The 25,744-nt window shown below is 53.3% G+C and carries 26 protein-coding genes and 1 pseudogene; 17 read left to right on the top strand and 10 right to left on the bottom strand.

Features of this window, described 5'->3' with window-relative positions; all coding sequences use genetic code 11:
- Positions 1 to 12 precede the first annotated feature (12 nt).
- Positions 13 to 1,167 (top strand): ArsA family ATPase, encoded by a 1,155-nt coding sequence (locus tag CPAR_RS01425; protein ID WP_012501533.1) that lies wholly within the window; start codon positions 13 to 15, stop codon positions 1,165 to 1,167.
- A gap of 119 nt (positions 1,168 to 1,286) precedes the next feature.
- On the opposite strand, the gene folK is transcribed toward CPAR_RS01425, so the two are convergent.
- Positions 1,287 to 1,799: a 2-amino-4-hydroxy-6-hydroxymethyldihydropteridine diphosphokinase gene (gene folK / locus CPAR_RS01430; protein ID WP_012501534.1), complete on the bottom strand. Its 513-nt coding sequence runs from the start codon at positions 1,797 to 1,799 to the stop codon at positions 1,287 to 1,289.
- A gap of 3 nt (positions 1,800 to 1,802) precedes the next feature.
- Entirely contained in the window at positions 1,803 to 2,183 is a 381-nt protein-coding gene (gene folB, locus CPAR_RS01435) for a dihydroneopterin aldolase (RefSeq protein WP_012501535.1), read from the bottom strand.
- 198 nt (positions 2,184 to 2,381) lie between these two features.
- On the opposite strand from folB, the gene nadC reads away from it, so the two are divergent.
- Positions 2,382 to 3,275 (top strand): carboxylating nicotinate-nucleotide diphosphorylase, encoded by an 894-nt coding sequence (gene nadC, locus CPAR_RS01440; protein WP_012501536.1) that lies wholly within the window; start codon positions 2,382 to 2,384, stop codon positions 3,273 to 3,275.
- A gap of 9 nt (positions 3,276 to 3,284) precedes the next feature.
- The gene (acpS, locus tag CPAR_RS01445; RefSeq protein WP_012501537.1) at positions 3,285 to 3,638 is read left to right on the top strand and encodes a holo-ACP synthase; all 354 of its coding nucleotides are present in this window, start codon (positions 3,285 to 3,287) and stop codon (positions 3,636 to 3,638) included.
- 95 nt (positions 3,639 to 3,733) lie between these two features.
- Here the strand turns inward: acpS and tig are convergent, their stop codons facing one another.
- Together tig and CPAR_RS01455 are read right to left on the bottom strand one after the other, a co-directional pair.
- Positions 3,734 to 5,017, bottom strand: coding sequence for a trigger factor (gene tig / locus CPAR_RS01450; RefSeq protein ID WP_012501538.1), 1,284 nt, complete (start codon positions 5,015 to 5,017; stop codon positions 3,734 to 3,736).
- Between the two features lie 179 nt (positions 5,018 to 5,196).
- A complete protein-coding gene (locus tag CPAR_RS01455) occupies positions 5,197 to 6,525 on the bottom strand; it encodes a M16 family metallopeptidase (RefSeq protein ID WP_012501539.1) in 1,329 nt (442 codons plus the stop codon).
- Between the two features lie 110 nt (positions 6,526 to 6,635).
- Here CPAR_RS01455 and CPAR_RS01460 point away from each other — a divergent pair, with 110 nt between their 5' ends.
- From CPAR_RS01460 to CPAR_RS01475, 4 genes are read left to right on the top strand one after another with little or no spacing between them, the layout of a single operon-like run.
- Positions 6,636 to 7,637: an SDR family oxidoreductase gene (locus tag CPAR_RS01460; RefSeq protein WP_012501540.1), complete on the top strand. Its 1,002-nt coding sequence runs from the start codon at positions 6,636 to 6,638 to the stop codon at positions 7,635 to 7,637.
- Positions 7,638 to 7,679: 42 nt separating this feature from the next.
- A complete protein-coding gene (recA, locus tag CPAR_RS01465) occupies positions 7,680 to 8,723 on the top strand; it encodes a recombinase RecA (RefSeq protein ID WP_012501541.1) in 1,044 nt (347 codons plus the stop codon).
- Between the two features lie 15 nt (positions 8,724 to 8,738).
- Complete coding sequence (gene dusB, locus CPAR_RS01470) at positions 8,739 to 9,782, top strand: tRNA dihydrouridine synthase DusB (protein ID WP_012501542.1); 1,044 nt, start codon at positions 8,739 to 8,741, stop codon at positions 9,780 to 9,782.
- Between the two features lie 21 nt (positions 9,783 to 9,803).
- Positions 9,804 to 10,829, top strand: coding sequence for an aspartate-semialdehyde dehydrogenase (locus tag CPAR_RS01475; protein WP_012501543.1), 1,026 nt, complete (start codon positions 9,804 to 9,806; stop codon positions 10,827 to 10,829).
- 342 nt (positions 10,830 to 11,171) lie between these two features.
- Here CPAR_RS01475 and CPAR_RS01480 read toward each other — a convergent pair whose 3' ends face one another.
- From CPAR_RS01480 to alr, 3 genes are read right to left on the bottom strand one after another with little or no spacing between them, the layout of a single operon-like run.
- Positions 11,172 to 12,041: a hypothetical protein gene (locus CPAR_RS01480; protein WP_012501544.1), complete on the bottom strand. Its 870-nt coding sequence runs from the start codon at positions 12,039 to 12,041 to the stop codon at positions 11,172 to 11,174.
- Complete coding sequence (locus CPAR_RS01485) at positions 12,041 to 12,577, bottom strand: ComEA family DNA-binding protein (protein WP_012501545.1); 537 nt, start codon at positions 12,575 to 12,577, stop codon at positions 12,041 to 12,043. The genes CPAR_RS01480 and CPAR_RS01485 overlap by 1 nt, the downstream gene beginning before the upstream one ends.
- Positions 12,578 to 12,609: 32 nt before the next feature.
- Positions 12,610 to 13,764 carry an alanine racemase gene (gene alr / locus CPAR_RS01490; RefSeq protein ID WP_012501546.1) on the bottom strand — a complete coding sequence of 385 codons (1,155 nt, stop codon included), beginning with the start codon at positions 13,762 to 13,764 and terminating at the stop codon, positions 12,610 to 12,612.
- 165 nt (positions 13,765 to 13,929) lie between these two features.
- On the opposite strand from alr, the gene CPAR_RS01495 reads away from it, so the two are divergent.
- The 10 genes and pseudogenes from CPAR_RS01495 (at position 13,930) to CPAR_RS01535 (ending at position 22,739) form a co-directional block, all read left to right on the top strand.
- The gene (locus CPAR_RS01495; RefSeq protein WP_012501547.1) at positions 13,930 to 15,300 is read left to right on the top strand and encodes a cystathionine beta-synthase; all 1,371 of its coding nucleotides are present in this window, start codon (positions 13,930 to 13,932) and stop codon (positions 15,298 to 15,300) included.
- Between the two features lie 267 nt (positions 15,301 to 15,567).
- A pseudogene (locus tag CPAR_RS01500) lies at positions 15,568 to 16,125 on the top strand (hypothetical protein).
- Positions 16,126 to 16,158: 33 nt separating this feature from the next.
- Positions 16,159 to 16,356 carry a 30S ribosomal protein S21 gene (gene rpsU / locus CPAR_RS01505; RefSeq protein ID WP_012501548.1) on the top strand — a complete coding sequence of 66 codons (198 nt, stop codon included), beginning with the start codon at positions 16,159 to 16,161 and terminating at the stop codon, positions 16,354 to 16,356.
- Positions 16,357 to 16,655: 299 nt separating this feature from the next.
- Positions 16,656 to 17,960 (top strand): 3-phosphoshikimate 1-carboxyvinyltransferase, encoded by a 1,305-nt coding sequence (aroA, locus tag CPAR_RS01510; protein ID WP_012501549.1) that lies wholly within the window; start codon positions 16,656 to 16,658, stop codon positions 17,958 to 17,960.
- 790 nt (positions 17,961 to 18,750) lie between these two features.
- The gene (locus CPAR_RS01515) at positions 18,751 to 19,752 is read left to right on the top strand and encodes a nucleotide kinase domain-containing protein (protein WP_012501550.1); all 1,002 of its coding nucleotides are present in this window, start codon (positions 18,751 to 18,753) and stop codon (positions 19,750 to 19,752) included.
- Positions 19,713 to 20,744: a thymidylate synthase gene (locus CPAR_RS01520; RefSeq protein ID WP_012501551.1), complete on the top strand. Its 1,032-nt coding sequence runs from the start codon at positions 19,713 to 19,715 to the stop codon at positions 20,742 to 20,744. Before CPAR_RS01515 ends, CPAR_RS01520 begins: the two co-directional genes overlap by 40 nt.
- The gene (locus tag CPAR_RS01525; protein ID WP_012501552.1) at positions 20,737 to 21,015 is read left to right on the top strand and encodes a nucleotide modification associated domain-containing protein; all 279 of its coding nucleotides are present in this window, start codon (positions 20,737 to 20,739) and stop codon (positions 21,013 to 21,015) included. The genes CPAR_RS01520 and CPAR_RS01525 overlap by 8 nt, the downstream gene beginning before the upstream one ends.
- Entirely contained in the window at positions 21,008 to 21,490 is a 483-nt protein-coding gene (locus CPAR_RS10730; protein WP_012501553.1) for a TIR domain-containing protein, read from the top strand. The genes CPAR_RS01525 and CPAR_RS10730 overlap by 8 nt, the downstream gene beginning before the upstream one ends.
- Before the next feature lie 3 nt (positions 21,491 to 21,493).
- Positions 21,494 to 22,117: an Nmad2 family putative nucleotide modification protein gene (locus CPAR_RS01530; protein ID WP_012501554.1), complete on the top strand. Its 624-nt coding sequence runs from the start codon at positions 21,494 to 21,496 to the stop codon at positions 22,115 to 22,117.
- Positions 22,107 to 22,739 carry a hypothetical protein gene (locus CPAR_RS01535; RefSeq protein ID WP_012501555.1) on the top strand — a complete coding sequence of 211 codons (633 nt, stop codon included), beginning with the start codon at positions 22,107 to 22,109 and terminating at the stop codon, positions 22,737 to 22,739. The genes CPAR_RS01530 and CPAR_RS01535 overlap by 11 nt, the downstream gene beginning before the upstream one ends.
- Before the next feature lie 364 nt (positions 22,740 to 23,103).
- Here the strand turns inward: CPAR_RS01535 and CPAR_RS01540 are convergent, their stop codons facing one another.
- Genes CPAR_RS01540 through CPAR_RS01550 form a run of 3 tightly spaced genes read right to left on the bottom strand, consistent with a single transcriptional unit; the run spans position 23,104 to position 25,660 of the window.
- Positions 23,104 to 23,874 (bottom strand): alpha/beta fold hydrolase, encoded by a 771-nt coding sequence (locus CPAR_RS01540; RefSeq protein WP_012501556.1) that lies wholly within the window; start codon positions 23,872 to 23,874, stop codon positions 23,104 to 23,106.
- A 3-nt stretch (positions 23,875 to 23,877) separates the two neighbouring features.
- Positions 23,878 to 24,201, bottom strand: coding sequence for a YtxH domain-containing protein (locus CPAR_RS01545; RefSeq protein ID WP_012501557.1), 324 nt, complete (start codon positions 24,199 to 24,201; stop codon positions 23,878 to 23,880).
- A 46-nt stretch (positions 24,202 to 24,247) separates the two neighbouring features.
- Positions 24,248 to 25,660, bottom strand: coding sequence for an HD domain-containing protein (locus CPAR_RS01550; RefSeq protein ID WP_012501558.1), 1,413 nt, complete (start codon positions 25,658 to 25,660; stop codon positions 24,248 to 24,250).
- Positions 25,661 to 25,744 lie beyond the last annotated feature (84 nt).

Raw genomic sequence — 25,744 nt, forward strand, 5'->3', positions numbered from 1 at the left:
TTTTTCAACACCATGAGAATCATTCTTTACCTGGGCAAAGGCGGCGTGGGCAAGACCACCGTTTCCGCTTCCACAGCGACAGCGATCGCTCGCAGCGGCAAGCGCGTGCTGATCATGAGTACCGATGTGGCCCACAGTCTTGCTGATGCGTTCGGCGTTGAGTTGAGCTCGACCCCTCTTGAGGTCGAGAAAAACCTTTTTGCCATGGAGGTGAACGTTCTTGCAGAAATCAGGGAAAACTGGACCGAACTGTACTCCTACTTCTCCTCGATTCTCATGCATGACGGCGCGAACGAAATCGTCGCCGAAGAGCTTGCCATCGTGCCTGGCATGGAGGAGATGATCAGCCTTCGCTACATCTGGAAAGCGGCCAAGTCCGGCAAGTACGATGCTGTCGTGGTTGATGCCGCTCCAACCGGCGAGACGATGCGCCTGCTCGGTATGCCGGAGTCCTACGGCTGGTACTCCGAAAAGATCGGCGGCTGGCACTCGAAAGCGATCGGTTTTGCCGCTCCGCTGCTCACCAAGTTCATGCCGAAGAAGAACATCTTCAAGCTCATGCCCGAGGTCAACGATCACATGAAGGAGCTGCACGGTATGTTGCAGGACAAGAGCATTACGACCTTCAGGGTGGTGCTCAATCCGGAGAACATGGTTATCAAGGAGGCTCTGCGCGTCCAGACCTACCTCAACCTGTTCGGTTACAAACTCGATGCTGCCGTGGTCAACAAGGTGCTCCCTCAGAATTCAAGCGACCCGTACCTGCAGAGCCTCATCGACCAGCAGGCCAAGTACCTCAGGGTGATCGACAACTGCTTCTATCCTGTCCCGATTTTCAAGGCCAAGCAGTCTCCCAAAGAGGTCATCAATCCCGACAGGTTGTATGATCTGAGCCAGGAGCTGTTCGATGGTCGTAATCCGATTGATGTACTCTACACCAACGATCGTACCCAGACGCTTGAGAAGATCGACGGCAAGTACGTACTCAGCCTCTACCTGCCTAACGTCGAGGTTGAAAAGCTTGCGGTCAACATCAAAGGCGACGAGTTGCTGGTCGATATCAACAACTTCCGCAAGAGCATCGTGCTGCCTAACGTGCTGGTTGGTCGCAAAACCGAAGGCGCCGATTTCGAGCAGGGAATGCTGAATATCACGTTCTCGAACTGATTCTTACGGAACGCTTGAGCTTTTATGGCGGGTCGCTTTACGGTGGCCCGCTTTTTTTGTTTCCGAAGGATGCGTTGGCGGTACGAGTGGAAGAAAAAGCCGGGAAGCTTGTTCGCAGATCAGCTTTTGAAAGAGAGCTGATCCGCAAGCCTGACCGGGACTGAATTGTCTCCGCAGGTTCTGAGCAGGTCGGCGATGGGGCAATGCAGGCGGGGATGCTGGGGATTTGCTATGTCAAGCAGCGGCACGATGACGAATTTCCGGTGGTGCATCTCGGCATGGGGAATAGAGAGCAGATCGGTTTCGATGCATCGATCGCCGTACAGCAGGATGTCGAGGTCGATGGTTCTCGGGCTCCAGCGCTGATACTCTTCGGGCCGTCCGAGGTCGCGTTCGATCGCTTTGCACGCAGTGCGCAGCCCGGCGGGGTCGAGCCCCGTTTCGATGGCTACCACGGCATTGAAATAGCGCTCCTGGTCGGGATCACCGAATGGCTCGGTCATGTACACCCGCGATACGCCGGTCACGCTCGTCAGCTCCAGCCCTGCAAGCCGGTCGACGGCTCCCTGCAGGTAAGCGAGCCGGTCTCCGACATTGGAGCCGATGCCGATGTACGCGGTCACCTGTGCCATCGTTTACCTCTTTTCAATGCGATGCTCGGCTTCAGCGTAATCGCACAGGCCGCCAAGTGGCACCGACCGCTTCCGCACCTTCACGGTCACGCTCTCCAGCACGGTCAACTCTTCGATCAGCCTTATGGCCGTCCGGTATGCCAGGGTTTCGATCAGTGCCGCCGGCTCTTCTGCCACCATCACCTGCTCGATAATCGAATAGGCGCGCTGGTAATTGACCGTCTTGCCGAGATCGTCGGTTTCAGCGGCCGGTACGCTGTCGAAACAGAGTTCGACATCCACTTCATAGCGTCCGCCGAGGCGCCGTTCCTCCTTGTGAACGCCGTGCCGGGCGTAGAAAACGGCATTGACAAGCCGGATGCTGGAGCGGTGATGAAGCGGCATGGTCTGAATCGCTATTGATTGGAATGTTGCAGGAATGTAACCTATTCACGGCAGCCTTGCAACGATGGGTGATGCGGCTTGGAGAAACGCCGCGGATCGGTGCTGAATACCAAAAAAACTGTTACCTTCTTTATCGACTCAATCCCGGTCGCCAAACAGGCGTCTTTTTTTCGCTAACCCCTCACTGACAGAGCAGTCATGGCAGACAAAAGAACCAATCATGCTTTCAGGGAATTTTTCGAGACCTGCCGCTTAAAGGCTATGCAGCTTGCGCTCGATGAAGACCGTTACCAGGGCGATATCACCACCCAGGCGACCGTCGACGAGAGCCAGACCGGGATCGGCCGCATCGAAGCCAAAGCCGAGGGCATCATCGCCGGTATCGAGGTTGTCAAGCAGGTGTTCCAGTCGACCGATCCTGAGCTTGAGTTCACGGCGCATGTCCAGGACGGGAAGCGGGTCTATCCGGGTGAGCATATTCTCGAAGTGAGAGGGCGTATCGCTTCCATTCTGTTTGGTGAGCGCACGGCGCTGAATTTCATGCAGCGCATGTCCGGCATCGCGACGCGCACGAACATGTATGTCGAGCGGGTCAGCCACACCAACGCGGCGATTCTCGACACCCGCAAAACTGCGCCGGGTCTGCGCTACTACGACAAGGACGCCGTGCGCATCGGTGGTGGCACCAACCACCGGTTCGGGCTGTTCGACATGATTCTGATCAAGGACAACCATATCGATGCCGCCGGCAGCGTCGATGAGGCGATCAACCGGGCCAAAGCATACTGCAAGGAGCACGGGGTGAACGTCAAGATCGAGACCGAGGTGCGGAGCATTTCCGAGCTGGTGAGGGCCTGCACCTGCCGACCGGATATCATTCTGCTCGACAACTTCATGGTCGATGATCTGGCGGAAGCCGTGCGCTGGGTGAAAGCCAATGGCTATGGCGACATCCGGCTCGAAGCCTCAGGCAACATTAATCTGCACAACGTCGCGGAGATCGCGCTGACCGGCGTCGATTACATCTCCATCGGCGAGCTGACGCACAGCGTCAAGGCGCTCGACCTCTCCATGAAAATCGAACGTACCTGACGATTCTGCATGGAAATCGGGGTTGACATCGTTGAAATCGCCCGCATCCGGGCCGTGTACGAACGCTCCGGCAAGGCTTTCATGAACAAGGTGCTGACCGCTGCCGAAATCGAGCAGTGCCTTGCCAAGCCCGATCCCGCAGTAAGCCTTGCAGGACGCTTTGCCGCCAAGGAGGCGATTTCCAAAGCGCTCGGCTCCGGCATCGGTCATAAGCTTGGCTGGCATTCCATCGAAGTGCTGAACAACGAAGCGGGCAAGCCCGAGGTGACGCTTCATGCCCCGCACCTTTCCTACCGGGTCAGCATCTCCATCTCCCACGACCGCCACTCCGCCGTGGCGATGGCGCTCGTGCAGCCGCTCTGAATCCGGGTTACAGAGACATAAAAAAAGGGCTCATCGTTGTCGATGAGCCCTTTTTGCAATAGCTGCGGACGAACCGCGTATCGGGTCGAGTCCGATTAGCCCTGATGCTCCGGAATCGGCGTGGCCTCTTTGGTGATGGTCACCTTCGATTTGATCACGTCGTAGATTTTCTCTTTCAGGATCGTATCGATGATGTAGTCCTTGAACTCGGTGGACATGTAGGTGCTCACCAGCTGTTCGACGGTCAGTGAAGGCTCTTTCTCGGCCTCTTTTTCAGCGTAGGCTTTGATGTCCTCGTCGGTGACGTTCAGCTCGTTCTCCTTGGCGATCTTCTGGCTGACCAGAAGCCAGCGGGCATGCTTTTCAGCATTCGGCTTCAGCGTTTCGAGGAACTCGGCTTCGTTCAGGCTCTTGGGGAACTGGCCGCCCATCTGGCGCTTGGCGTTTTCGAGCAGCATGTTCTGGAACGAAGCGACCATCGCTTTCGGAGTCGGTACCGGATGCTCTTCGATCAGCTTGGCCGACATGGCTTCGAGCAGATCCTGTTCCGATTTGTCGGTGAAGTGGGCCTGGAGCTGCAGCTTGACGTCAGCCTTGAAGTCAGTGACGTTTTCGAAGCGCTGCTGGGTGATCTCCTTGACCAGCTCGTCATCGAGTTCCGGCAGTTCGAGGCGTTTGACCTCCTTGACATCAACGCGGTAGCGGATAGCTTCGCCACCCTCTTCTTTTGGCTCGACGTTCACCTCGACCGAGTCACCGGCTTTGCGGCCTTCGAGCGCCATGCGGAACGGGTTGTCAGCCGGCAGGTATTCGAGGTTGAAGTGGTGGTTCTCGTTTTTGCCGTTTTCGACGGCGTTGCCATCGGCATCGAGTTTGGTGACGTCGCCAATGAGCGTGTCGCCTTCGCCGGCAGCTTCCTCGATGGTCACCATCGTGCCGTGGCCTTTGAGAATCAGCTTGATTTCGCGCTCGACATCTTCGTCGGTAACGCTGTATTCAGCCTGGGTGAAGCTGTAGGCGGAAAGATCCTTAAGCTCGAACTCAGGATGGATTTCGTAGGAAATTTTGATGGTCAGCTCGCCGTCGCCAAAGTTGAAGCTGTCGATCTGCGCGCGGCTGGCCGGATTGATTTTCTCCTCATCAGCGATGGCGGAAAAGTGCTTGGATGCCATTTTTTCAGCAACCTCGGCCTCAAGGGAAGGGCCGATCATCTTCTTGAGCATGCCGACAGGAACGTGCCCCTGACGGAAGCCTTTGATCTTGATAGACCTGCGCGCCTCTTCAAGCTGCTGGTCGTATTCGGGCTGGTACTCTTCGGCAGTCAGAATGATTTCAAGTTGCTGCTCGGTGTCGCTGACATTCGTGATATTCTTTTGCAAGGCTCTTCGTGACCGGTTAAGTTGCGGGCATCCCGGTTGCCGTTTTGTTCTGTGCGGCCCGTGAGGATTCCCTGAAAAATTTTAAGCTTTAATTATACGATTTTTTCGATCCTTTTGAAACAGTCTCCTTTGGATGCTTCTGTTGGCAGACTCGTAGTGGCGGGCTGTTTGATGCAGGCTTATCGGCTCGCTTTATAGATCAGTGTCGAGAGCTGCTCGGGGCGGCTGAGCAGGGCGGCAGCTTCGGCGACGTCGGCTTCGGATACCGCTTCGATCAGGGCAGCTTTTTCAGCGGGCGACTGGTAACGGCCGTAGTAGAACACATCCTGCGCGATGCGCGACATGCGGCGTGTCATCTTTTCCATCCCCATGATGAGTGAACCAAGCATTTTCGATTTGGCCGCTCTGATGTCGTCCGGGTCTGGTTCTTGCAGCGCTTTGCTGTTGAGCAGCTCCGTGATGGTTTCCAGCGTTTTGGGCGCTTTGCCTTTGTCGGTTCCTGCGTAGATGTTGAACGTAGTGAGTTCGTCGAGGAAGGAGAGCGACGAGTATGCCTGATAGACCAGCCCGCGCTTTTCGCGCAGTTCGAGATTGAGCAGGCAGCTCATGCCGCTGCCGAGCATGGCGTTGAGCACCATCAGGCTCCAGAAGCGGCTATCGTCTCGCGGGATGATGGTTCCGAGCAGGAGCTGTGACTGGTAGATGCGCTTTTTTGTGGTCACCGAGAAGGGTTTGTACTCCGAAATATCGAACTGCTTTCGCATCGATTCTTTAGTCGCCGGAGGCTCTTCCATGCTGCCGAAATGCGATTCGGCGAGCTGCGCAACTTCGTCATGGCCGATGTTGCCGACTGCCGTCACGAGCATCTTCGACGGTACGTAGTGGCGGTGCATGAAGGCGCGGAGCTTCTTGCGCGAGAAACGCTCGATGCTCTTTTCGGTGCCGAGAATCGGCGTGCCCAGCGGATGGCCGGGGAACGAGCGCAGGTCGAACTCCTCGAAAATCAGCTCTTCGGGCGTGTCGTTGACGCTGGCGATCTCTTCGAGCACCACCTCGCGCTCCTTTTCGATCTCCTCCTTCGGAAAGACCGGATCGCGCACCATGTCGGCCAGCAGGTCGAAAGCCAGCGGCAGGTGCTCGCGGAGGCATCGGACGCAGAGGCAGGTCTGCTCCTTGGTGGTCCAGGCGTCGATGTAGCCGCCTGCCTCCTCGATGCAGCGGGCGATGTCGATATAGTCCCGCTTGCGGGTGCCTTTGAAGATGGCGTGTTCGATGAAATGGGCAATTCCTTCGAGCCCTTCGGGATCTTCGCGCGAGCCGGCGTTGATCCAGATTCCCAGCGTGACGCTGTGCACGTAGGGCACCAGGTTGCTGACAATGCGCAGGCCGTTGGGCAGGGTTGCGCTTCGGATGTCACCTGAGGAAAGGCGCTGTTCAGCGTGCCGGTCAGAGCCAGGAGTTGCCGGTGAAAGACTTTTTCTCACGATTGCGGATGGATTTGAGTGCAATGTACGGTTTATTCGTTTTATTCTTCTTATTATTAAAAACAAATCGGCGCTGGGCCGCATCGCTTCACAGATGCCGGAGTTTTCAGAAGGGCGCCACTGCTCCATCGTTCATGTCAGCAATTCCGATACTCATTACCGGTGCAACGGGTTACATAGGTTCACGGCTTCTGCTTGATCTTATCGGCAGGTTCGGTGAAGGCGTGCGTTGCCGAGTTGCGGTCAGAGCGGGTTCGGACGCTTCGTTCCTCAAGGGCTTTCCGGTCGAGATCGTTCGCGCGGATGTGCACGATCCAATCGCCATTGGAGAAGCGGTCAAGGGGATGGAGGTGGTGTTTCACTGCGCTGGAATGATCGCTTTTACCAGCAACTTCCGCAACCGGTTGCATGATACCAACGTGCTTGGCACTCGCCATGTGGTCGATTCGTGCCTTGAACACGGCGTGAAGCGCATGGTGATGACCAGCTCGATTGCCGCTGTCGGTTCCGAGACCGTGGATGGCGTCGTTGTTGAATCCACCGAGCACTCCACGTTTACCGAATGGCAGCGCCACAACGTTTATATGGAGTCCAAGCACCTGGCCGAACTCGAATGCCGGCGCGGCCTGGCTGAAGGGCTCGACGTGGTGATGGTCAATCCCGGCGTGGTGATCGGCCGGAACCCGGAGCCGGGTATGCCCGTCAGTTCATCGAACGAAACCTTGCGCCTGATCTACGAGGGGCGCGTGCCGTTCTGTCCTGAAGGATCGACTGGCTTTGTTGACGTCAGGGATGCGGCAGACGCCCATATCGCAGCGTGGACGAAGGGGAAATCGGGCGAGCGCTACATCATTGTCGGTGAAAATCTCTCCTTCCGGGAGCTGTTCAGCCGCATCGCCGCTCTGCCTGGCAGCCGCACCGGCAAGCCGATGGTCGTCGGCAACTTGGCCGGAGCTGCAGCCGGAGCTGGCGGCGAGCTCTTTTCGATGCTGACCGGACGCCCTTCGTTCGTCAGCATCGAGAGCATTCGGCAGGCTTCGCGTTCCGCTCGGTTCAGCAACCTGCGCTCGATTCAGGAGCTTGGCATCAGCTACCGGCCGTTTGACGAAACCCTCAGGAGCGCCGTGGCGTTGTAATCCGAATAGCAAATTTTCAATTCACATACCCCTACTATTTTCATGGATAAAGAGAACTCAAAGCAGACAGCACAGCCGCCGGTGGTCGATCCGGCAAGGCTCAAGCAACTCAACCTGGCAATCGAAACGCTCGAAAAGCAGTTCGGCAAAGGTTCGATCATGCGCCTCGGCGATGATTCAGCCGTGATGCACGTCAAGGCGATTTCGACCGGCTCGATGGCGCTCGACTACGCGCTCGGCGTGGGCGGATTTCCTCGTGGCCGCGTGACCGAAATCTACGGCCCGGAGTCCTCCGGCAAGACCACGCTCGCCCTGCACGCCATCGCCGAAGCGCAGAAAGAGGGCGGTATTGCTGCGCTGGTCGATGCGGAGCACGCCTTCGATCCCACCTACGCCCGCAAGCTCGGCGTCGATATCAATTCGCTCTTGGTCAGCCAGCCCGAGTCGGGCGAGCAGGCGCTCTCCATCGTTGAAACGCTCGTGCGCAGCGGCGCGGTGGACATCGTCGTCGTTGACTCGGTGGCTGCGCTGGTGCCGCAGGCCGAACTCGAAGGCGAGATGGGTGACAGCGTGGTCGGCCTCCAGGCGCGGCTCATGAGCCAGGCGCTGCGCAAGCTCACCGGCGCGATCTCCAAATCGAGCAGCGTCTGCATCTTCATCAACCAGCTTCGTGACAAGATCGGCGTGATGTACGGTAGCCCCGAAACCACCACCGGCGGCAAGGCGCTGAAGTTTTACTCTTCGGTGCGTCTCGACATCCGCCGGATCGCGCAGATCAAGGATGGCGAAGAGGTTGTCGGCAACCGCACCAAGGTCAAGGTGGTGAAAAACAAGGTTGCACCGCCGTTCAAAATCGCCGAGTTCGACATTCTCTATGGCGAGGGTATCTCGGTGCTGGGCGAGCTGATCGATCTGGCCGTCGAGTTCGGCATCATCAAGAAAGCGGGCGCGTGGTTCAGCTATGGCAGCGAAAAGCTCGGTCAGGGGCGCGAGAACGTCAAGCGCCTGTTGAAGGAGGACGAGACCGTGCGCAACACCATCCGCCAGCAGGTTCGCGACACGCTGACCGGAACGCCAACCGAATAAGCCGGGCAGAACACCATGCGTATCGGACCGATCGACATCGACCGCCCCATCATCCTCGCGCCCATGGAGGATGTGACCGACCGTGCCTTCCGGCAACTCTGCAAGCGGCACGGGGCGGACATCGTCTATACCGAATTTGTCAGCGCGGAGGCGATCCGGCGCGGCGCGGAGAAGTCGATACGCAAGCTCAGAATGGATGCGCACGAGCGACCCGTGGCGGTGCAGATTTTCGGCAACACGGTCGAATCGATGGTCGAGGCGGCCTCGATTGCCGAGAGCTTCGAGCCGGACTGCCTCGACATCAACTTCGGCTGTCCGGTCAAAAAGGTGGCCGGACGAGGCGCGGGCGCGGCGCTGCTGAAAGAGCCGGAGAAGCTCTCCGCCATCGCCGCGGCGGTGGTTGGCGCCGTCTCGCTGCCGGTGACTGCCAAGACGCGCATCGGCTGGGATCACGACTCGATCAACATCACCGACACCGTGCGGCGGCTCGAAGACGCGGGCATCCAGGCGGTCGCGGTGCACGGTCGCACGCGCAGCGATATGTACAAAGGCCGCGCAGACTGGGGGCGCATCGCCGAAGCCAAGCGAGCCTGCTCGATTCCGGTGATCGCCAACGGCGACGTCTGGAGCGCCGATGACGCCGTGGCGATGTTCGCTGAAACCGGCGCGGACGGCATCATGATCGGACGCGGCTCGATCGGCAACCCGTTCATTTTCGCGCAGGCTAAAAGCCTCGTCAAGACGGGCGAGCGCCTGCCGCTTCCGTCGTATCGCGACCGGATCGACGCCGCGAGGGAGCACCTGCGCCTGTCGCTGGAGTACAAGGGCGAAAAGCATGGCGTGCTGGAGATGCGCCGCCACTACTCGACCTACCTCAAGGGGTTGCCTGGCGTGTCGAAAGTTCGTAACCTGTTGGTGCGCGAACCCGACCCGGCGGTGATCGTCGAACTGCTCCGGGAGTTCGAGGCAGCGTGCGAAGCGCTCGACCGCGAGGGGCTTCTCAAAGAGGGTGGTGAATTTTTGAACGACCACTCGCCCAAACTGATTCTGAATTACTAAACCTATCATTTATCTGATTTTATGAGCAGTGATGCAGGCTATCGAGTAGCCGTTCTCGGCGCAACAGGACTTGTCGGCAGAACCATGATCAAGGTGCTCGAAGAGCGCGATTTTCCCGTCAGCGAGCTGGTGCCGCTGGCATCTCCCCGAAGCCGCGGCGAAGTGGTGACCTTCAAGGGGCGCGAGTTCGTCACCGAAGTGCCGTCGCCGGAAATTTTCGAAGGTGTCGACATCGCCCTCTTCTCCGCCGGTGGCTCGGCCAGTCTGGAGTGGGCTCCTGTGGCCGCGCAGGCGGGCGCGATCGTGATCGACAACTCCTCGGCCTTCCGCATGGAGGAGGGGGTGCCACTCGTCGTCCCGGAGGTCAATGCCGAATCGATCTTCGACCGCGAAGGCAAGGCGGCCCCGATCATCGCCAATCCCAACTGCTCGACCATCCAGATGGTGGTGGCGCTCAAGCCGCTCTACGACGCCTACGGCATCAGTCGCATTGTGGTTTCGACCTACCAGTCGGTGACCGGTAAGGGCAAAGCGGGACGCGACGCGCTCGAAAGCGAGCTGGCGGGCAACATCCCCGAAGATCCGGAAACCTTTACCCACTTCCACCAGATCGCCTTCAACGCCGTGCCGCAGATCGACGCTTTCACGGAGAACGGCTACACCAAGGAGGAGATGAAGATGGTCAACGAGACCCGCAAGATCTTCGACGATCAGGAGATTCAGGTCTCTCCGACCACTGTGCGCATTCCGGTCTACGGAGGCCACGGCGAGTCGGTGAACGTCGAGCTGAAGCGCGACTACGACATCAAGATGGTGCGCGCGCTGCTGGCCGGCTCACCGGGCATCGTCATGCAGGACGACCCTTCCGCTCGAATCTATCCGATGCCGATGACCTCCTACGAGCGCGACGAGGTGTTCGTTGGCCGCCTGCGCCCAGACTACTGGCATCCGCGCACGCTCAACCTCTGGGTTGTGGCCGACAACCTCCGCAAAGGCGCGGCCACCAACGCCGTGCAGATCGCCGAGTTGCTGGTGGGGAATCTGTGAGGATGATTGAAATGATCCCGGTCGGCTGATTCAGGAACGGGAATGGTATTTACGATTTGTAGGGGCAGACCTGTGTGTCTGCCCTTTTTTATTTGGCGGGAAAGGACGAAAAGGACGGCAAGGTCGTTGGGCGGGGCTGTCAAATTACGGAAATGTTCAGCGCCAGAATGGCCGTCGAGGTATGTGCTCATCGCCGAAGAGTTCGAGCGAGGAAAGAGGTGCGATTTACTTGTATTCATAAGTATCTCGCCGAACAGTCGTTCAGGGAATGCCTGTCACATTAGGGCGAACACGCAGGTTCGCCCCTACAGGAAGAAATTGGAAGGGCGCAGGGGGCAATCCTCACCCAATCCCGTCGTTCAGTGCCATGATGGCTGTGCTGACGGCGCGGATAGTGGCGGTTGGTGATTTGCTTTTGTTGGCTCTTTTTTCTGAAGAGACCCATCTGGATAGCTCCAGTGGCTCAAGTGAGTGAGAGGTCTCCCGGCTGATGCGTTCAATCGTTTTGGGGTTGACTTCGGAGCCTGTAACCAAAACAGTCCGCTCTCCGATCGGTGAGCCGGTCAGCTCCGTTATGGCGAAGTAGTTCCGCTCACTTTCATCTTTGACCGGCCAGTACCTGAAGTAGTCGATCTTTCCGTCAACCGACCGGGAAAGTGCGGCATAGCGTTTTTCCAGTTCCAGCACCGTCTGGGTCTTGCCGGTTCCTGCCGACAATCGGGCAAGCGGCTCGATATGCACGCCGCACGTGCTCACCTCGAAATGTCGTTCCAGCTCTTGCTCGATAAAGCGGGCTGGAGCGGACGGGTAGAACAACAGCATCCGGCGCGTCAGCTTATCGTCTTGTCCCGCGGCGGGCTCAAGCTTCATGTCGTGCCAGCGCCACGATTCGAGATTGTTGAGAAAGTAACCCGCTTCGATTCTGCACAGCTCGTCGCAGCTGCCGGAAGCGATCTGTTCGGGAAACCATGCCGGAAGGGTGCGGATTTCCGCGGGTGAGAAAGAGAGCGCCACCGGCTCGTCGCGCCACTCCCTGAGCAACGAAACCAGCTTTTTGGCGAGCCTCATGCCTTTCGGGCCGCCAAGCTCATCCAGGCCGCCGTCGATGGTGCGGCACATGGTCATGGTGTATGAGCCGGCACTGGTTGATTTGACTCGGGCTATGGTGGTGCTGCCGGTGTCGAAGGCACAGGCGATCTGGCTTCTGCTCATCAGTCGAGGGTAAGATGCTGTTTGAGGCGTTCGAGTTTCTTTTTCCCGATCCCCTTCACTTCCAGAAAATCGTTAAAATGTTCGACTTTTCCCCCTTTTCGCTGACGGAACTCGACGAGCCGCTTGGCCATGACCGGGCCGATGCCGGAAATTCGTTGAAGCTGTGCGCTGGAAGCCGTGTTGAAGGCGATTGTGCCGGTCAGCTTTTTCTTGGACGCAGGTTTTGTCGATGCTATTGCGTCAGTCTGTTCTGGCCTTTCATTTTCAGTTGTGATGGGCAGGTTTTCAGCTACCAATCGAGCATCGCTTATTCCGCCCGACCTTTTTTCCTGCAAAGCCAGGGCGAGAAGGCTATCGACATCGGCTTCCGAAAAGCTGGCGGCTTCGGCTTGCTTGATTGCCTTGTCGGTATCCTGCATCGCGCCGCTGTATTTCATCGTGCCTCCGAGCAGCAGGAAGAAACTGAGGAGCGTAACGGCAGTCATTTCCGATTTGGTGATGCCGAGTTTGACGGCAAGATTGTTCAGAAAATTCATAGGGGTGAATTTCTGTTGCGTTGTGGAGATGGTCAGACGAACACGCGCTTGACCCGTTTTGAGACCGCGCAGAGCAGCTCGTAGCTGATGGTTCCGGCAGCGATGGCCTGCTCTCCGGCTGATGGGCCGTCCCAGCCGAACAGCACGGCGGTATCGCCGACCTTGACCGAGCGGTTTTGGCCGAGATCGACCATCGTCTGATCCATCGTGACTGTGCCGACCTGGTGGTAACGGTTGCCGCCGATGGAGACCGTCGCCTTGTTTGAAAGCGTGCGGTGCACGCCGTCGGCGTAACCGGCCGAGAGCGTGGCGATGTTCGTGCTTGTGGGCGCGCTCCAGGTGCGGCTGTAGCTGATCGACGTTCCTGCCGTCACCTTCTTGACGAACATCACCTTGCACTGGAACTGCATCACCGGTTTCACCGGTACGTTCGTCGGTTCGGCGTCCATCGGGTGGCAGCCGTAGAGCAAAATGCCGGGTCGCACCATGTCGAGCCGCGCGCTGGGCGTGGAGACGATGGCGCCACTGTTGGCCGCGTGTTTGAGCACGGTTCTGCCCGTGCGCTGTTCGTATCCACCGGTTACATCGAGGAACTGTTCGAGCTGGCGGGCGGTGAAACCACCGGCCTTGTGGCCTTCGGCGAAGTGGGTGTAGATGCCGACGAGGTCGAGGTTCGGGCAGCGGTCGATCAGCTCCAGCAGGCTGTGCGCTTCTTCGGGCGTAACGCCGAGTCGGCCCATGCCGGTATCGATTTTCGCCTGTACTCGCAGCCGTCGGCCGCTCGCAGCAGCTTTGGCTTCAGCGGTCCGAACGGTTTCGTGGTCGCAGACGGTCATCTCGACATCGTGCTCAAGGTAGTGCTCGATGTGCCCGGCAAGCGGCGAGGCGAACGCCAGAATGCGCGACTCCGGCTGCATCCGGTGGCTTTGCTTCAGCTCGATCGCTTCGTGGATATTGGCCACACCGAACTCCCTGATTCCCTCTTCTTCGAGCGTCGCGGTGACTTGAGCTGCACCGTGCCCGTAGGCGTCAGCCTTGACGATGCCCATGATGCGGCAACGCGAGCCGCTGATGGCTTGGATGCAGGCCAGGTTGTGCCGGAGATTTCCGAGCGAGATGAGTGCTTCGGAAAGGTTGGGGGCAGCCGGGTCAGCGGTGCTGGAATTTTGTCGGGAATCGGCGCTCAAGGCGGTGATGCGGATGCGGTTTATTTGATCTGGATATGCTGTAAAAAACGTTTTTTACGCCTGATTGTCAAAACCGTATCGATCAGGTCCTTGACACTTTTTAGCGGCACCGTTGTTTATGTATATTAAAAATCAGAACAACACCGACTCACATCAATCTTCGCCATGACCAACGATATTTTCGACATTTCGGGCAACACTCCGCTGGTTCCCATGAAACAGCTTACCCGCCAGAAAAAAGCGCGCTTCATGGCGAAGCTTGAATACATGAATCCCTGCATGTCGCACTATTGCCGGGTGTCGACCGCCATCGTCAAGGAGGCTGAAGAAGAGGGCCTCATCCATCCCGGCATGACGCTGGTGGACTGGACCTTCGGCACGAGCGGCATCGCGCTGGCTATGGTGGCCGTGAGCAAGGGCTACAAAGTGCTGCTCGCCGCGCCGGACAGCATCTGCCGGGAGAAGCAGGATGTGCTCCGTGCGCTTGGCGCTGAACTGGTGCTCACCCCGTCCGAAGCTACGGGCGGCAACCTGCACGGGTGCGTAGCCGTGGCTGAAAACCTTGTCCGGACGATGCCGAACGCCTGGTTCGCCAACATGTACGAAAATCCGGTCAGCCGTCAGGTGCACCAGAGCGGCACCGGCCCGGAAATTTTCAGCCAAAGCGACGAAAAGGTGACCCACGTGTTCGTGCCGATGGCTTCCGGTGCCATGATTTCCGGCATTGGTCGCTACTTCAAATCGGTCAATCCCGACGTGCAGATTATCGGCGTGGAGCCGGTCGGCTCGATCTATCACGACCTGCACGAAGGCCGGAGCCAGGGGGGCGTGACCTCGTTTCAGCTTGAGGATATTGGCGCCGTTCAGCCTACCTCGTTCTGGGAACCCGAGGTGATCGACCGGATTGTGCAGGTCAGCGACGCCGACGCCTTCAACTGCGGCCGTGAGCTGCTGCGCTCCGAGGGTGTGTTTGCCGGGGGCGCTTCCGGCGCGGCAATGTGCGCTGCGCTCCGCGAGGGCGAAAGCCTCGGCAGCGATTCGCTGGTGGTGGTGATGATGACCGATTTCGGCGGCTACGACCTGTCGCGCATGTACAACGACGAGTGGATGCGCCGTCAGGGTTTCTACCGCAAGGCCAAGACCGCGCTCGACCAGATCACTGCCGACGACATCCTCCTGCGCAAGGCGCGCAAGGATCTGATCTTCGCCCAGCCCGAGCAGACACTCGCGGACGTGTTCGAAATGATGAAGCAGAACGACGTTTCGCAGATGCCTATCGTCTCTTTCGGCGCACCCATCGGCAGCATCAGCGAAAACAAGATTCTCTCCATCCTGATCGAGAACGATTCGGCCATGAACGCCAAGGTGGTGGCCTTTATGGAGAAGCCTTTCCCGGTCTGCCAGCCGGACGCCACCATCAGCGAACTGTCCGGAAAACTTCAGACCAATGCGGCCGGTGTGCTTATCAGCCTTAGTGACGGAAGGCTGCAACTGATTACCAAATCTGATCTTATCGATGCGCTGACGCACAAGTGAACGACTGCAGAATAATGTGGTTGTTTTTTTGGACTGATTTACTTATCTAAGCACTCCTGAACGTACAGGTTTCCGGTACTGCCGATTGGCGGTTCCTGCACTCCGGAAGCAACGCGGTTTTGTTTTCTTATGTGTTCGGCATTCAGCCGACAGCAGCAGTTAAACTCTGAAATTGTTATCGGAATCCGTTCAGGCCGGTTCCTGTTGAATTTCATGCAAGCGCATGTTCGAGGGCATGACCATGCACTCAAACCATAGCGACGTTTTATGAAGGTAGAGTCCAGAAAAAGGCAGCACATACTCGAAGGCAAGATCAAGCCTGGTTACTGTGATGGTTGCGGTTGCATTACCGAGCAGACCTTTGTCGGTGAGTGGAAGCCCAGCGACAAGCCGAAAGAGGAGGATCCTCTTTTTGGAACGCCCGAAAAAAAGTCGAAGGAGAAGAAATCAGCAACTGAGCAGAATGCGTCGGCGGCCGAGAACCAGTACTGGATCCGTTGTTCGGCATGCAATCAGGTGCATCTTCTCAAAGAGTGGCAGATTCAGATCGACAGGGAATTGAACCCCAGCGAGCTCAAGCCGGAAGATTGTCAGGTGTACACCCCTTAAGGCATCTATGCCCAGGGGGATGCAGTGTATCACAAATCCCTCGACGAAGTGGGGGTTGTTCGTGAAAAACAGGCCACCGGAAGCGGTGCGCATGTTATCATCGTGGAATTTTGCAAAAGCGGTCGGAAGCAGCTTCTGGAGAACGTGCAGCTCAAACAGGGCAAGAAAAGCTCCGAATCGCTGACGGATATTATCAAAAACAAGTTAAGACGCTAAGGCGTCACATCACAGGTAAGGGGGTGAATTTCATTGGTTAGTGTTCAGATGAACGAGAATGAATCGATTGACAAGCTGCTTAAGCGTTTCAAAAAGAAATACGAGAGAGCGGGTGTTCTGAAGGAGTTTCGTAAGAAAGCGTACTTCGTGAAGCCTTCGATCGACAACCGCCTGAAGCGTTCCAGATGCAAACGCCGTGCACAGCGTGCAAATGAAGAGCGTAACTCCTGATCCCGCAGGCAATTAGTACTGATAAGCAGCTCCTTCGGGGGCTGCTTTTTTTGTTTAAGGAGAAATCCTTTTCTGTGAGTGGCAAAAAGAATGTCGTATTCATTTTCAGGACAGATTCTGTCTCAAAAGCAAAAACCAGATACCTGTATTTGGTCATTCCCGCGCAAGCGGGAATCCATGCATTCAATCCGGTTTCTGGATTCCCGCTTGCGCGGGAATGACGGATAAAATCGAGACCTTGTTTTACTGTTGTACATTGTTTTTTAAGACAGCCTTTTTTCAACCAAAATCACGCATCCATGAGCGTCTTTCAGGGCGAAGTTTCGAGCCTTCCGCCGGATAAATCGATATCGCATCGCGCAGCCATCATCGGTTCGCTTGCCGAAGGAACGACCGAAATCACCAACTTTTCGGGCGGATTCGACAACCAATCGACCCTGTCGGTGCTGCGGGATCTCGGAATCTCTGTCCGGCAGGATGAAGTTCCCGCTGGTGACGGTCGGATCGTCCGGCATGTCGTCATCGAATCGAACGGGCTCTGGAGCTTCCGCGAGCCGTCGGAGCCGCTGATGTGCAACAACTCCGGCAGCACGATGCGCATGATGGCGGGCATCCTCGCCGCGCAGCCCTTCCGGAGCGAGCTGGTCGGCGACGCCTCGTTGATGAAGCGCCCGATGAAGCGCGTGGCCGATCCGCTGCGGATGATGGGCGCGGACATTTCGCTCTCCGACGCCGGAACCGCGCCGGTGGTCATCAATGGCACGAAGGATTTGAAAACCATCGAGTACCTGCTTCCGGTTCCGTCGGCGCAGGTCAAGTCGCTCGTGGCGCTGGCCGCGCTGCACGCCGATGGCCAGTCGAAGATCATCGAGCCGATCCGCTCCCGCGACCACACCGAGCTGATGCTGGGCCTCGAAACCATCGACCGCCCCGACGGCGTGCGCGAAATCATCATCGACGGGCGCAAGCCGATTGCGGCCAAACCGTTCAAGGTGCCCGCCGATCCATCGGCAGCGTGCTTCATGATCGCCCTCGGCCTGCTCGGCGAGCGCTCGGAAATCGTGCTGCGCGACGTCTGCCTCAACCCGACGCGCGTGGCCTACATCGACGTGCTTCAGGAGGCGGGCGCGGGCCTCGGCATCGAGAACGTGCGCTCGGAGGGCGGCGAACCGGTGGGCGACATCGTCGTACGGAGCTGCTCTAGCCTCGCGCCGCTGCGCATCAGCGACCACGCGGTGGTGGCGGGCGTGATCGACGAACTGCCGATGCTCGCCGTGCTCTCGGCCTTCGCCACAGGGGAGTTCGAGCTGCACAACGCCACCGAGCTGCGCACCAAGGAGAGCGACCGCATCGAGGCGGTGGTGAGCAATCTGGAGCGCCTCGGCTTTGCGTGTGAGCAGTACCCCGACGGTTTCGTGGTGAAGGGACGTCCGACGGTCAACCGCGAAGAAGCTGTCATCGAGTGTTTCGACGACCACCGCATCGCCATGAGCTTCGCCATCGCCGCCGAAGCCGCAGGCGCATCGCTGCGCCTCTCGGATCGCGAAGTGGCGGGCGTCTCGTTCCCGAACTTCTTCGCACTGATCGAGTCGTTGAAGCAGTAGGTTTTAGTATTCAGGAGTCCCGAAAGCTTTCGGGATGACGGACATTCAATGCTTACATTTTCTTCAGTTGCCCCGGAACTTTAGTCCGGGGTTGATGAATAAGGCAAAATAATTCAGGGCTTTAGCCCAATTTCTTGTTTCGGTGACTTTTATGAGTGAATGTCGCTGGAGTGACAAGGTGAAACCCCAACTGGTGCAAACCGGTTGGGGTTTTTTGCGTTTCTAGGGGGAGGTCAAGAGGGAAATCCTGCGGCAAATATCCCGTATTTGTTGGCGTGTTGGTACGGGTTTTTTACATTGATAAAATGTGTTGGCTGAAGTACAAGGTAGTATCACCTTTCCCCACAGCAAATGCCTCACGCAATCTCTATCTCACGTATCACGACCCTCGAAAGCCGGGGCGAACAGTCACAACGGTTGTGCGCTCGCCGGAGCCGCTGGCGTTGGGATGTTTTGGATTTTGATGGGGGGATTGGAGCCAAAAAAAGTTTACAGCAGATTAAAAGCCCATTCGATGATTTGTAATAACGGTAACAAGACCTCGCAGGGCAATAAAACGCTATTTTGTAGCGCTTATTCGTCCAATGCAGGATGTAAGGCGCAATAGAGTAGCGCAGATAAGCAAGTTACCTGCAAGGCTGAAAAACAAAACGAATAGAATAAAATGTTTGCCAGAATGAAAAATATAAAACCAACGAACATTGCACACATTTGCAAATTGCACAAGCTGACGCTGAATTCAAAATTTGCAAAAGAGTGCAATTTCTTCTATCCCTCAAATTGATTGCGAATGATAAAACCTAAAGAAGAAATATACCAATACTACTTTTACTTTATCCAGGAAAGAATGAATATTTTCTGGAACAAGTATAATAACACTCAACCATGGACTAATGATGAAATACTTAGTGTTCATAAGTTTACGAACGTTTATCGTGCTATGGACAGAGTGAGTCAATACTTAATTCGGAATGTCATATATAACGAAAATTCGTTTTCAGATGAAGATGTATTGCTAAGGATAATTGTTTTTAAGATTTTCAACAAACCTGACACATGGGAATATTTAGAGAATAGAGTTGGAGTTATTACCGTTAAAAACTTTGATTTAAATCGGATTAATCAAGCATTATTAGAATTAAAACAAATTCAACCGATATTCAATAATGCTTATATGATGACAGGAACTCATTCTTTATATAATCACCTAAATTACAAGCATGAGAAATGGTTAGAGATGGTCAAGAATGAATTAATTGGAAAATCTATTTTAAAAAAAATCATCAACTCCAAGTCATTATCAGGAGTTTATGAACTTCTGAGAAACTGTTCTTTCATTGGTGATTTTCTAGCCTATCAATATACAATTGACATGAACTATTCCTCAGTTATTGACTTTAGTGAAAATTCTTTTGTCAAGGCAGGTATTGGCGCAATTCGAGGAATAAAGAAATGTTTTGAACCTTTATCTAAGAAATACAACTTTGAAGATGCGATAAAATACACACAAAACAATTTTGAGAAATACCAAAATAAGTTTGGGTATACTGATTTTAGACCTCTTTTTGGAAGGATACCAACATTAATAGATTTACAAAATTGTTTTTGTGAGACTGATAAATACTTGCGTGCCAAAATCCCGGAACTTCAAGTTGATAATAAACGCATTAAGCAAAAATATAAAGAAAGTCCAAAACCTCTAGAACTCTTCTTCCCTCCCAAATGGAATATTAACTCAAACATTTTGATACCATGTATACAGCCGAGTACACAGGAATCAACTCTTTTTTAGTTGGTGCTTCGACTCTGCTTATAAAAGAGGGAGTCAAAAGAAAAACAAGAGGTAAGCTTTGCATTGAATTACCGAAACCTTTCATGTTTAAAATCACTAATCCAACGGCAAGACTGGTTACCGTACCTGAAAGAAGATGGAATCCTATTTTACCCTTTGCTGAATCATTGTGGTTAGCAACTGGGAAAAATGATTTAGAATTTATAGGTCATTATTTGAAAAACATGAAAAACTTCTCCGATGATGGTGAATTTTTACGAGGTGGTTACGGTCCAAGATTAAGAAAATACAATGGAATAAATGATGATTATAAAATCAGGAATACTTATGATATAGATATTGCAAAACTAAATAAATCAGAAGTCGACCAATTTGGTTTCATTTGTAAAAGTTTTGAGAAGGATAAGTTTACAAGACAAGCAATTATTAATATCGGAGACCCGCCCAAAGATTGTTTTGACAAAAAGGGTAACTTAAAAATCACAAAGGATTTTCCTTGTACCAGACTATTACATTTTCAGAAACAGCCAAAAGCAAACAAGCTTAATTTAACTGTTTATATGAGGTCAAATGACTTTGTATGGGGAGCAAGTGCAGTTAATATTTTCAACTTCACTTTTATGCTTGAATACTTCTCACAAATACTAGATTTAGAAATTGGGGAATACTATCATATAGCAAATAATTTCCATTATTATGAAGAATTTGAAGATTTAGTTCAGTCGATTTCTCGTACAAAAACTGTTGAAGAATCTAAATTTGAATACTCAAAATCATTTCACAATTTATCAGAGTTTGATGAGAAAATAAATCTGCTTAAAAGTGAAGAAGAGAAGCTAAGGTCAGGCAAATATGCAGATTTAATTGATTTTAAAGACGACTTTTTTAATGATTGGTATAAAGCATTTTATGTTTTCAATACATATAAAAAAGTAACTTTTTCAAATCCAATATTAAATCAATTATTTTTAAAATATATGCCTTATGAATGAAGAAAGTATTAAAAAAATCACAGATGATGTAATAGCTATTTTATTAAAGAAAAATGCGGATTACGGTGGTGCAAGTTTTGACTTAGGACTGAATGGGAATATGGTTCATCTTTGGGATAAAGTAAAACGTTACAAAAGTCTAATTGGCTGTGACAAAAAAGAGCCAAACTTTGAAAGTTTAGAAGATACTTTAAAAGATATTATTGGTTATGCAATAATAGGCTTACACATTTTAGATGATGAAACTATAAAAGACAAAATCTATGGATAAGTCACATAATATCTTTATTAGCCATTATGGGAAAGATGATAAACATGTACAATCTTTAAAAGCAAGACTAAAAGGTCAAGGTTATAATATTCGGAATTTTTCTGTTGACAGCACTAAACATAAAGATGGTAGAACGCCGTCAAAACCGGTAATTGAACGTCTCCTTCGTATGAGGATTAACTGGTCAAGTACATTTATTTGCTTGGTCGGCCCAAAAACACATACAAGAGCATGGGTTGATTACGAAATTCAAAAAGCTGTAGAGAAAGGCAAACGAATTATTGGTGTTTATACGCATGGTAGTAAAGAAACAGCTCTGTTACCAAAGGGTTTAGAAAAAGTGGCATCAAATCTTATTGGGTGGAATTCAATCGATAAAATTGGTGAAATTATATCTGGAAAAAATTATCCAATCGAAAATCCAGATGGAAAGGTCATTACAGACGCATTTGACAGACCAATAATAAGATGTTGACAAATGAAGATTTATTCATATATGATTGACCACGATTTTGGGTTGGCACCAAATCCATTTGGACCATATTGTACAATTGCTGTTTGTAAACCCAATATCAGGAAAAGCAAAAATCTTAAGATTGGTGATTGGATTATTGGAACAGGTTCAAAATCACTTGAAAAATCTTCAGGCATTAAGTGCGTTTCAAAACTTATCTATGCAATGAAGATAACTGAAATTATTAAATTAAATAAATATTTTCTAGACCCAAGATTTGAGTACAAAAAACCAAATATGAATGGAACTTTGATGACTGTATTTGGTGATAATATCTATTTCCTTGATGAATCAGATAACTGGGCACAACTTGATTGTGCACATAGGAATAAAGACGGAATTTATAATGCAGAGCATATAAGAAAAGATATTGGGGGTGAGAATGCCTTGATTTCAGACTTGTTCTATTATTTTGGTCAAAATGCACCTCAAATACCTGATTATTTAAGTGATGTATGTCATACTACGCAAGGCGTTAAATTTGTGAAACCTGATGAATTAGCAACACAATTTGTTGAATGGTTACAATCCAATTTTCAAAAAGGCTTGCAAGGTTTACCAATTAGTTGGACTAAATATGAAAAGTAAAAACGATATGGATTTATTTAAACTTTACTTTGACGAAAATTTCAATCTTATTGTGCATATTTCAATATGGCTTGTTGTTTTTGTGATTGTTATATTGCTAGTTTATTTTCTAGTAATAAAAAAAACATACAGGTATAGCCTAGTAAAACTTGACATTAAGCTGGGCAATGTTGGTTCTGCAGAATTCAGACCTAATAAAACAGATTTACAAATAGCCCATAAAATTTGGACAGAATTAATTACAAGAAAAGCGGCAATACCAATAGACAAAGAAAATGATATAATTGAAGAAATATATGATTCATGGTATGCACTTTTTCAAAAAGTTAGAGAATTTATTAGCGAAGTTCCAGCAGAGTTAATTCGTAAAAATAAAAGCACAAAAGAGATTGTTCGGATAGCAACTCAAACGCTAAATGAAGGTTTACGTCCCCATCTTACAATGTGGCAAGCCAGATTTCGAACCTGGAGTTCTGCCAAGAAAGAAAAAGCCATGGATAAAACTCCTCAAGAATTCCAAAAAGAATATCCTCAATATAAGGACTTAATTGATGATTTAATGAAAGTAAACACACAGTTAATACAATATGCACAAGAACTGAAGAGGATAATAGAAAAATAAGTCTCTCGCTATTGTAGGCACATTTGTAATTCGCACAAGCCCTTACTAAGTCAAAAATTATAAAAGAGCTTACAATGCCAAAACTAAAAAAAAGTTTTGGCAAAATACGAGAAAAAGGATTGAAATAACTAAAGCCCAGCGGGTGACAAAGTGTATAAATCATTGGGTAATGAGTGGTTAATATGAATGTAAGTACATTAAATAAACATTATGGGGGGTTGCAAGTGAAGTGCTTCGAAATGCCCAACGCATCATACACCAACCGTTATAAAAAAATTGTTTCGTGGCGTGAGATGGATTGCGGTATAGGATATGTAAAAAGCAAACCCCTAACTAGTTCGCACCGGTTGGGGGTTTCTCGTTTTTACAAACTCCGCAAATGCTCCAGCAATATGCCGTTAAACATCGCGGGTTGTTCGAGGTTCGACAAGTGTCCCGCGTCCGGGATCAGTTCGAGCTTTGAGCCGGGGATGAGGGCGTGCATTTCGGCGGCGGTTTCGGGCGGAGTGACCTTGTCGTCCATGCCGCAGACGATCAACGTCGGGCAGGTGATTTCGTTCAGCAGCTCGGTCGAGTCCTCGCGCTCGGCGATGGCTCGCATCGCTTCGCTGATCGCTTCCGGGGTCTGGCGAATGATACCCTGCCGCGTTTTTTCCACCAGCGGCTCGTTCGATTCGTAGGTCTCCGGCGCGAAGAAGTTTGGCACCATCCGCGCGGCGGCCTCTTCGGCTCCTTTTTCCATCACCACCGTCCGGAACTCCTGCCGCGCGGCCAGCGCTTCGGGTGCATCGGCGTTGGCGCGTGTGTCGCAGAACACCAGCGAATCGGTCAGTTCGGGGTAGAGGCGGTAAAACGCCATCGCCTGGTAGCCGCCCATCGAGAGGCCGACGACGGTAGCGCTGCTCCAGCCAAGCGCCCGGATCAGCCTCGCCAGATCGTGCGCATAATCGTCCATGCTCCAGCCGGGTCTTGACGGTGAGGTGTCAAATCCATAGACGTACGGCGCAATCACCCGGTAGCCCGATTCGGCCAGCGGAGCGAGCTGGTGCTCCCACATGTCTGCTGAAACCGGGAATGCGTGCAGCAGCAAGACGTTACCGGCATCACCGCCGGTTGAGCCTGTGAAGGTCAGCATGGCTCAGTTCTCCTGCGCTTTCGACTGGCCCCGGATGTCGCGAATGATGTCGTTGGCTTCGTCGAGAATCTTGCGGGCTTCGTCGCGCGCGCTGTCGATGATCTCCTGCGAACGGTGTTTCGCCTCGTTGCTGTAGGCCGTATCGTGCTCAGACTCTTCATACATTTCGGTCGCCCGGTCGATGGCTCGTTTGACCTTGCCGCTGATAATCATCTGCGTATCCTCGCCCTTGCGCGGAGCGAAAAGCAGCCCCATGATGGTGCCAACAGCCGCGCCGAGAGCGGCACCGAAAAACAGCCCCTTGTAGTATTTGTCCTGATTTTCCATGATCGTGGAGTTGAGTTGAAAAGCTTGATTTCTAATATAACAAAAATTAAGCCCTCAGGATTTCCAGCACCTCCTCTTCGAGGCCCGCGATTGTTTCGACCAGGTCGTGTCGGCACAACACCCTGAACTTCTTGGTATAGTGCTCGAACGAGAGGATGAAGTCCGAGCGGAACACCGATTCGCGGAAGTCGTCGAACCGGACGTAGCCGTTCGAGTCCGAAGGCTGAACCATGTGCCGGTGCTCGCTTTTGGTCGGCCAGACCCGCAGTTCGCGGAAGTCGTCGTAATCGAACACATCTTTCAGCGCGGGCGCGTCGATGAGCACCTCGTGGCCTGCGAGTTTCCGCCCGATTTTTCTGCCGACCAGTTCGCAGATCTCCAGCTCTTTCTGTTTGCGGCGACGATGGTCGGTGCTGTAGGCAAACCACACGGGATCGGCTTCCATCTCAGGGTCGGTGTAGGGGCGGATGGTGATGGCGCGTTTGAAGACGCGGCGCTCCTGGATCGCGTCGAGCAGCTCGACTGACGGCAGTCCCAGCCCGCGAATCGCCCGTTCAAGCTCGTAGAGCACCCGGTCGTCGGAGTTGAAGTAGAACAGCTCGCGCAACTCGCTTGTCGGCAATGCGTTTTCGTCCGCGATGTCCTGCAACAGCCGCCTCAGCATGGCCGAAAAAATGCGGCTGGTGTGGTGCCAGTAGACGTTGCGCATCATCATGTACTTGGCGAAGAGCAGGCTTTCGAGCGGCGCAATTCCCTTTTCGGTGATGGCCAGCCGCTGCCGCTCTGGGTCGGGCACGAACGATTCGATGAGCCGCTCGATGTCGATGCTGCCGTACGGAATGTTGCAGTGGTGCGCGTCGCGCATCAGGTAGTCCATCTTGTCGGGATCGAGCGTACCGCTCACCAGCTTGCCGAGCCGGTGCGCCGTTTTGCCCGCGATGATTTCCGTCACGACGCCGGGATCGACCTGCCAGTCGTCGTGCAGGATGGCCGCGATGGAGGGCGCACCGTGGTGCTCCTCGTTCAGGAACTGGCCGGTCAGCGATTCGTGGTGCGCGAACACCGCGCCTTTGGCTCCCGCCGGGGTGATTTCCTCCAGCACGTGCGCGTGCGGGTAGTGGCCGATGTCGTGCAACAGGCAGGTCGCCAGTAGCGTACGACAGGTCTCGTCGTCGAACTGCAACCGCTCATCCTGCAATTCAAGCGCCAGCGGGTTGCTCACCATCCGCTGCAAAATCATCTTCATCAGATGATAGACGCCGATGGAGTGCTCGAAGCGCGTATGGTTCGCGCCGGGATAGACCTGCTGCGCGAACGAAAGCTGCCGGATGCCCTTGAGCCGCAAAAAAGAGGGATGGGCGAGAATCTTCTTGAGCGGCGCGCTCAGCGGAATGTGCCCCCAGATTGGGATGCGGATAAACCCGCCCTCGGAGCGGAACAGGAACGGCTCGGCGATCATAATGCAGGGGATAGTTATTCTGATTCCAGATCATTCAGGCATCAATAACATGTCGTTTCCTCGTCATTCCCGCGAAAGCGGGAA

This window comes from Chlorobaculum parvum NCIB 8327 (assembly GCF_000020505.1).
Taxonomy (GTDB): domain Bacteria; phylum Bacteroidota; class Chlorobiia; order Chlorobiales; family Chlorobiaceae; genus Chlorobaculum; species Chlorobaculum parvum_A.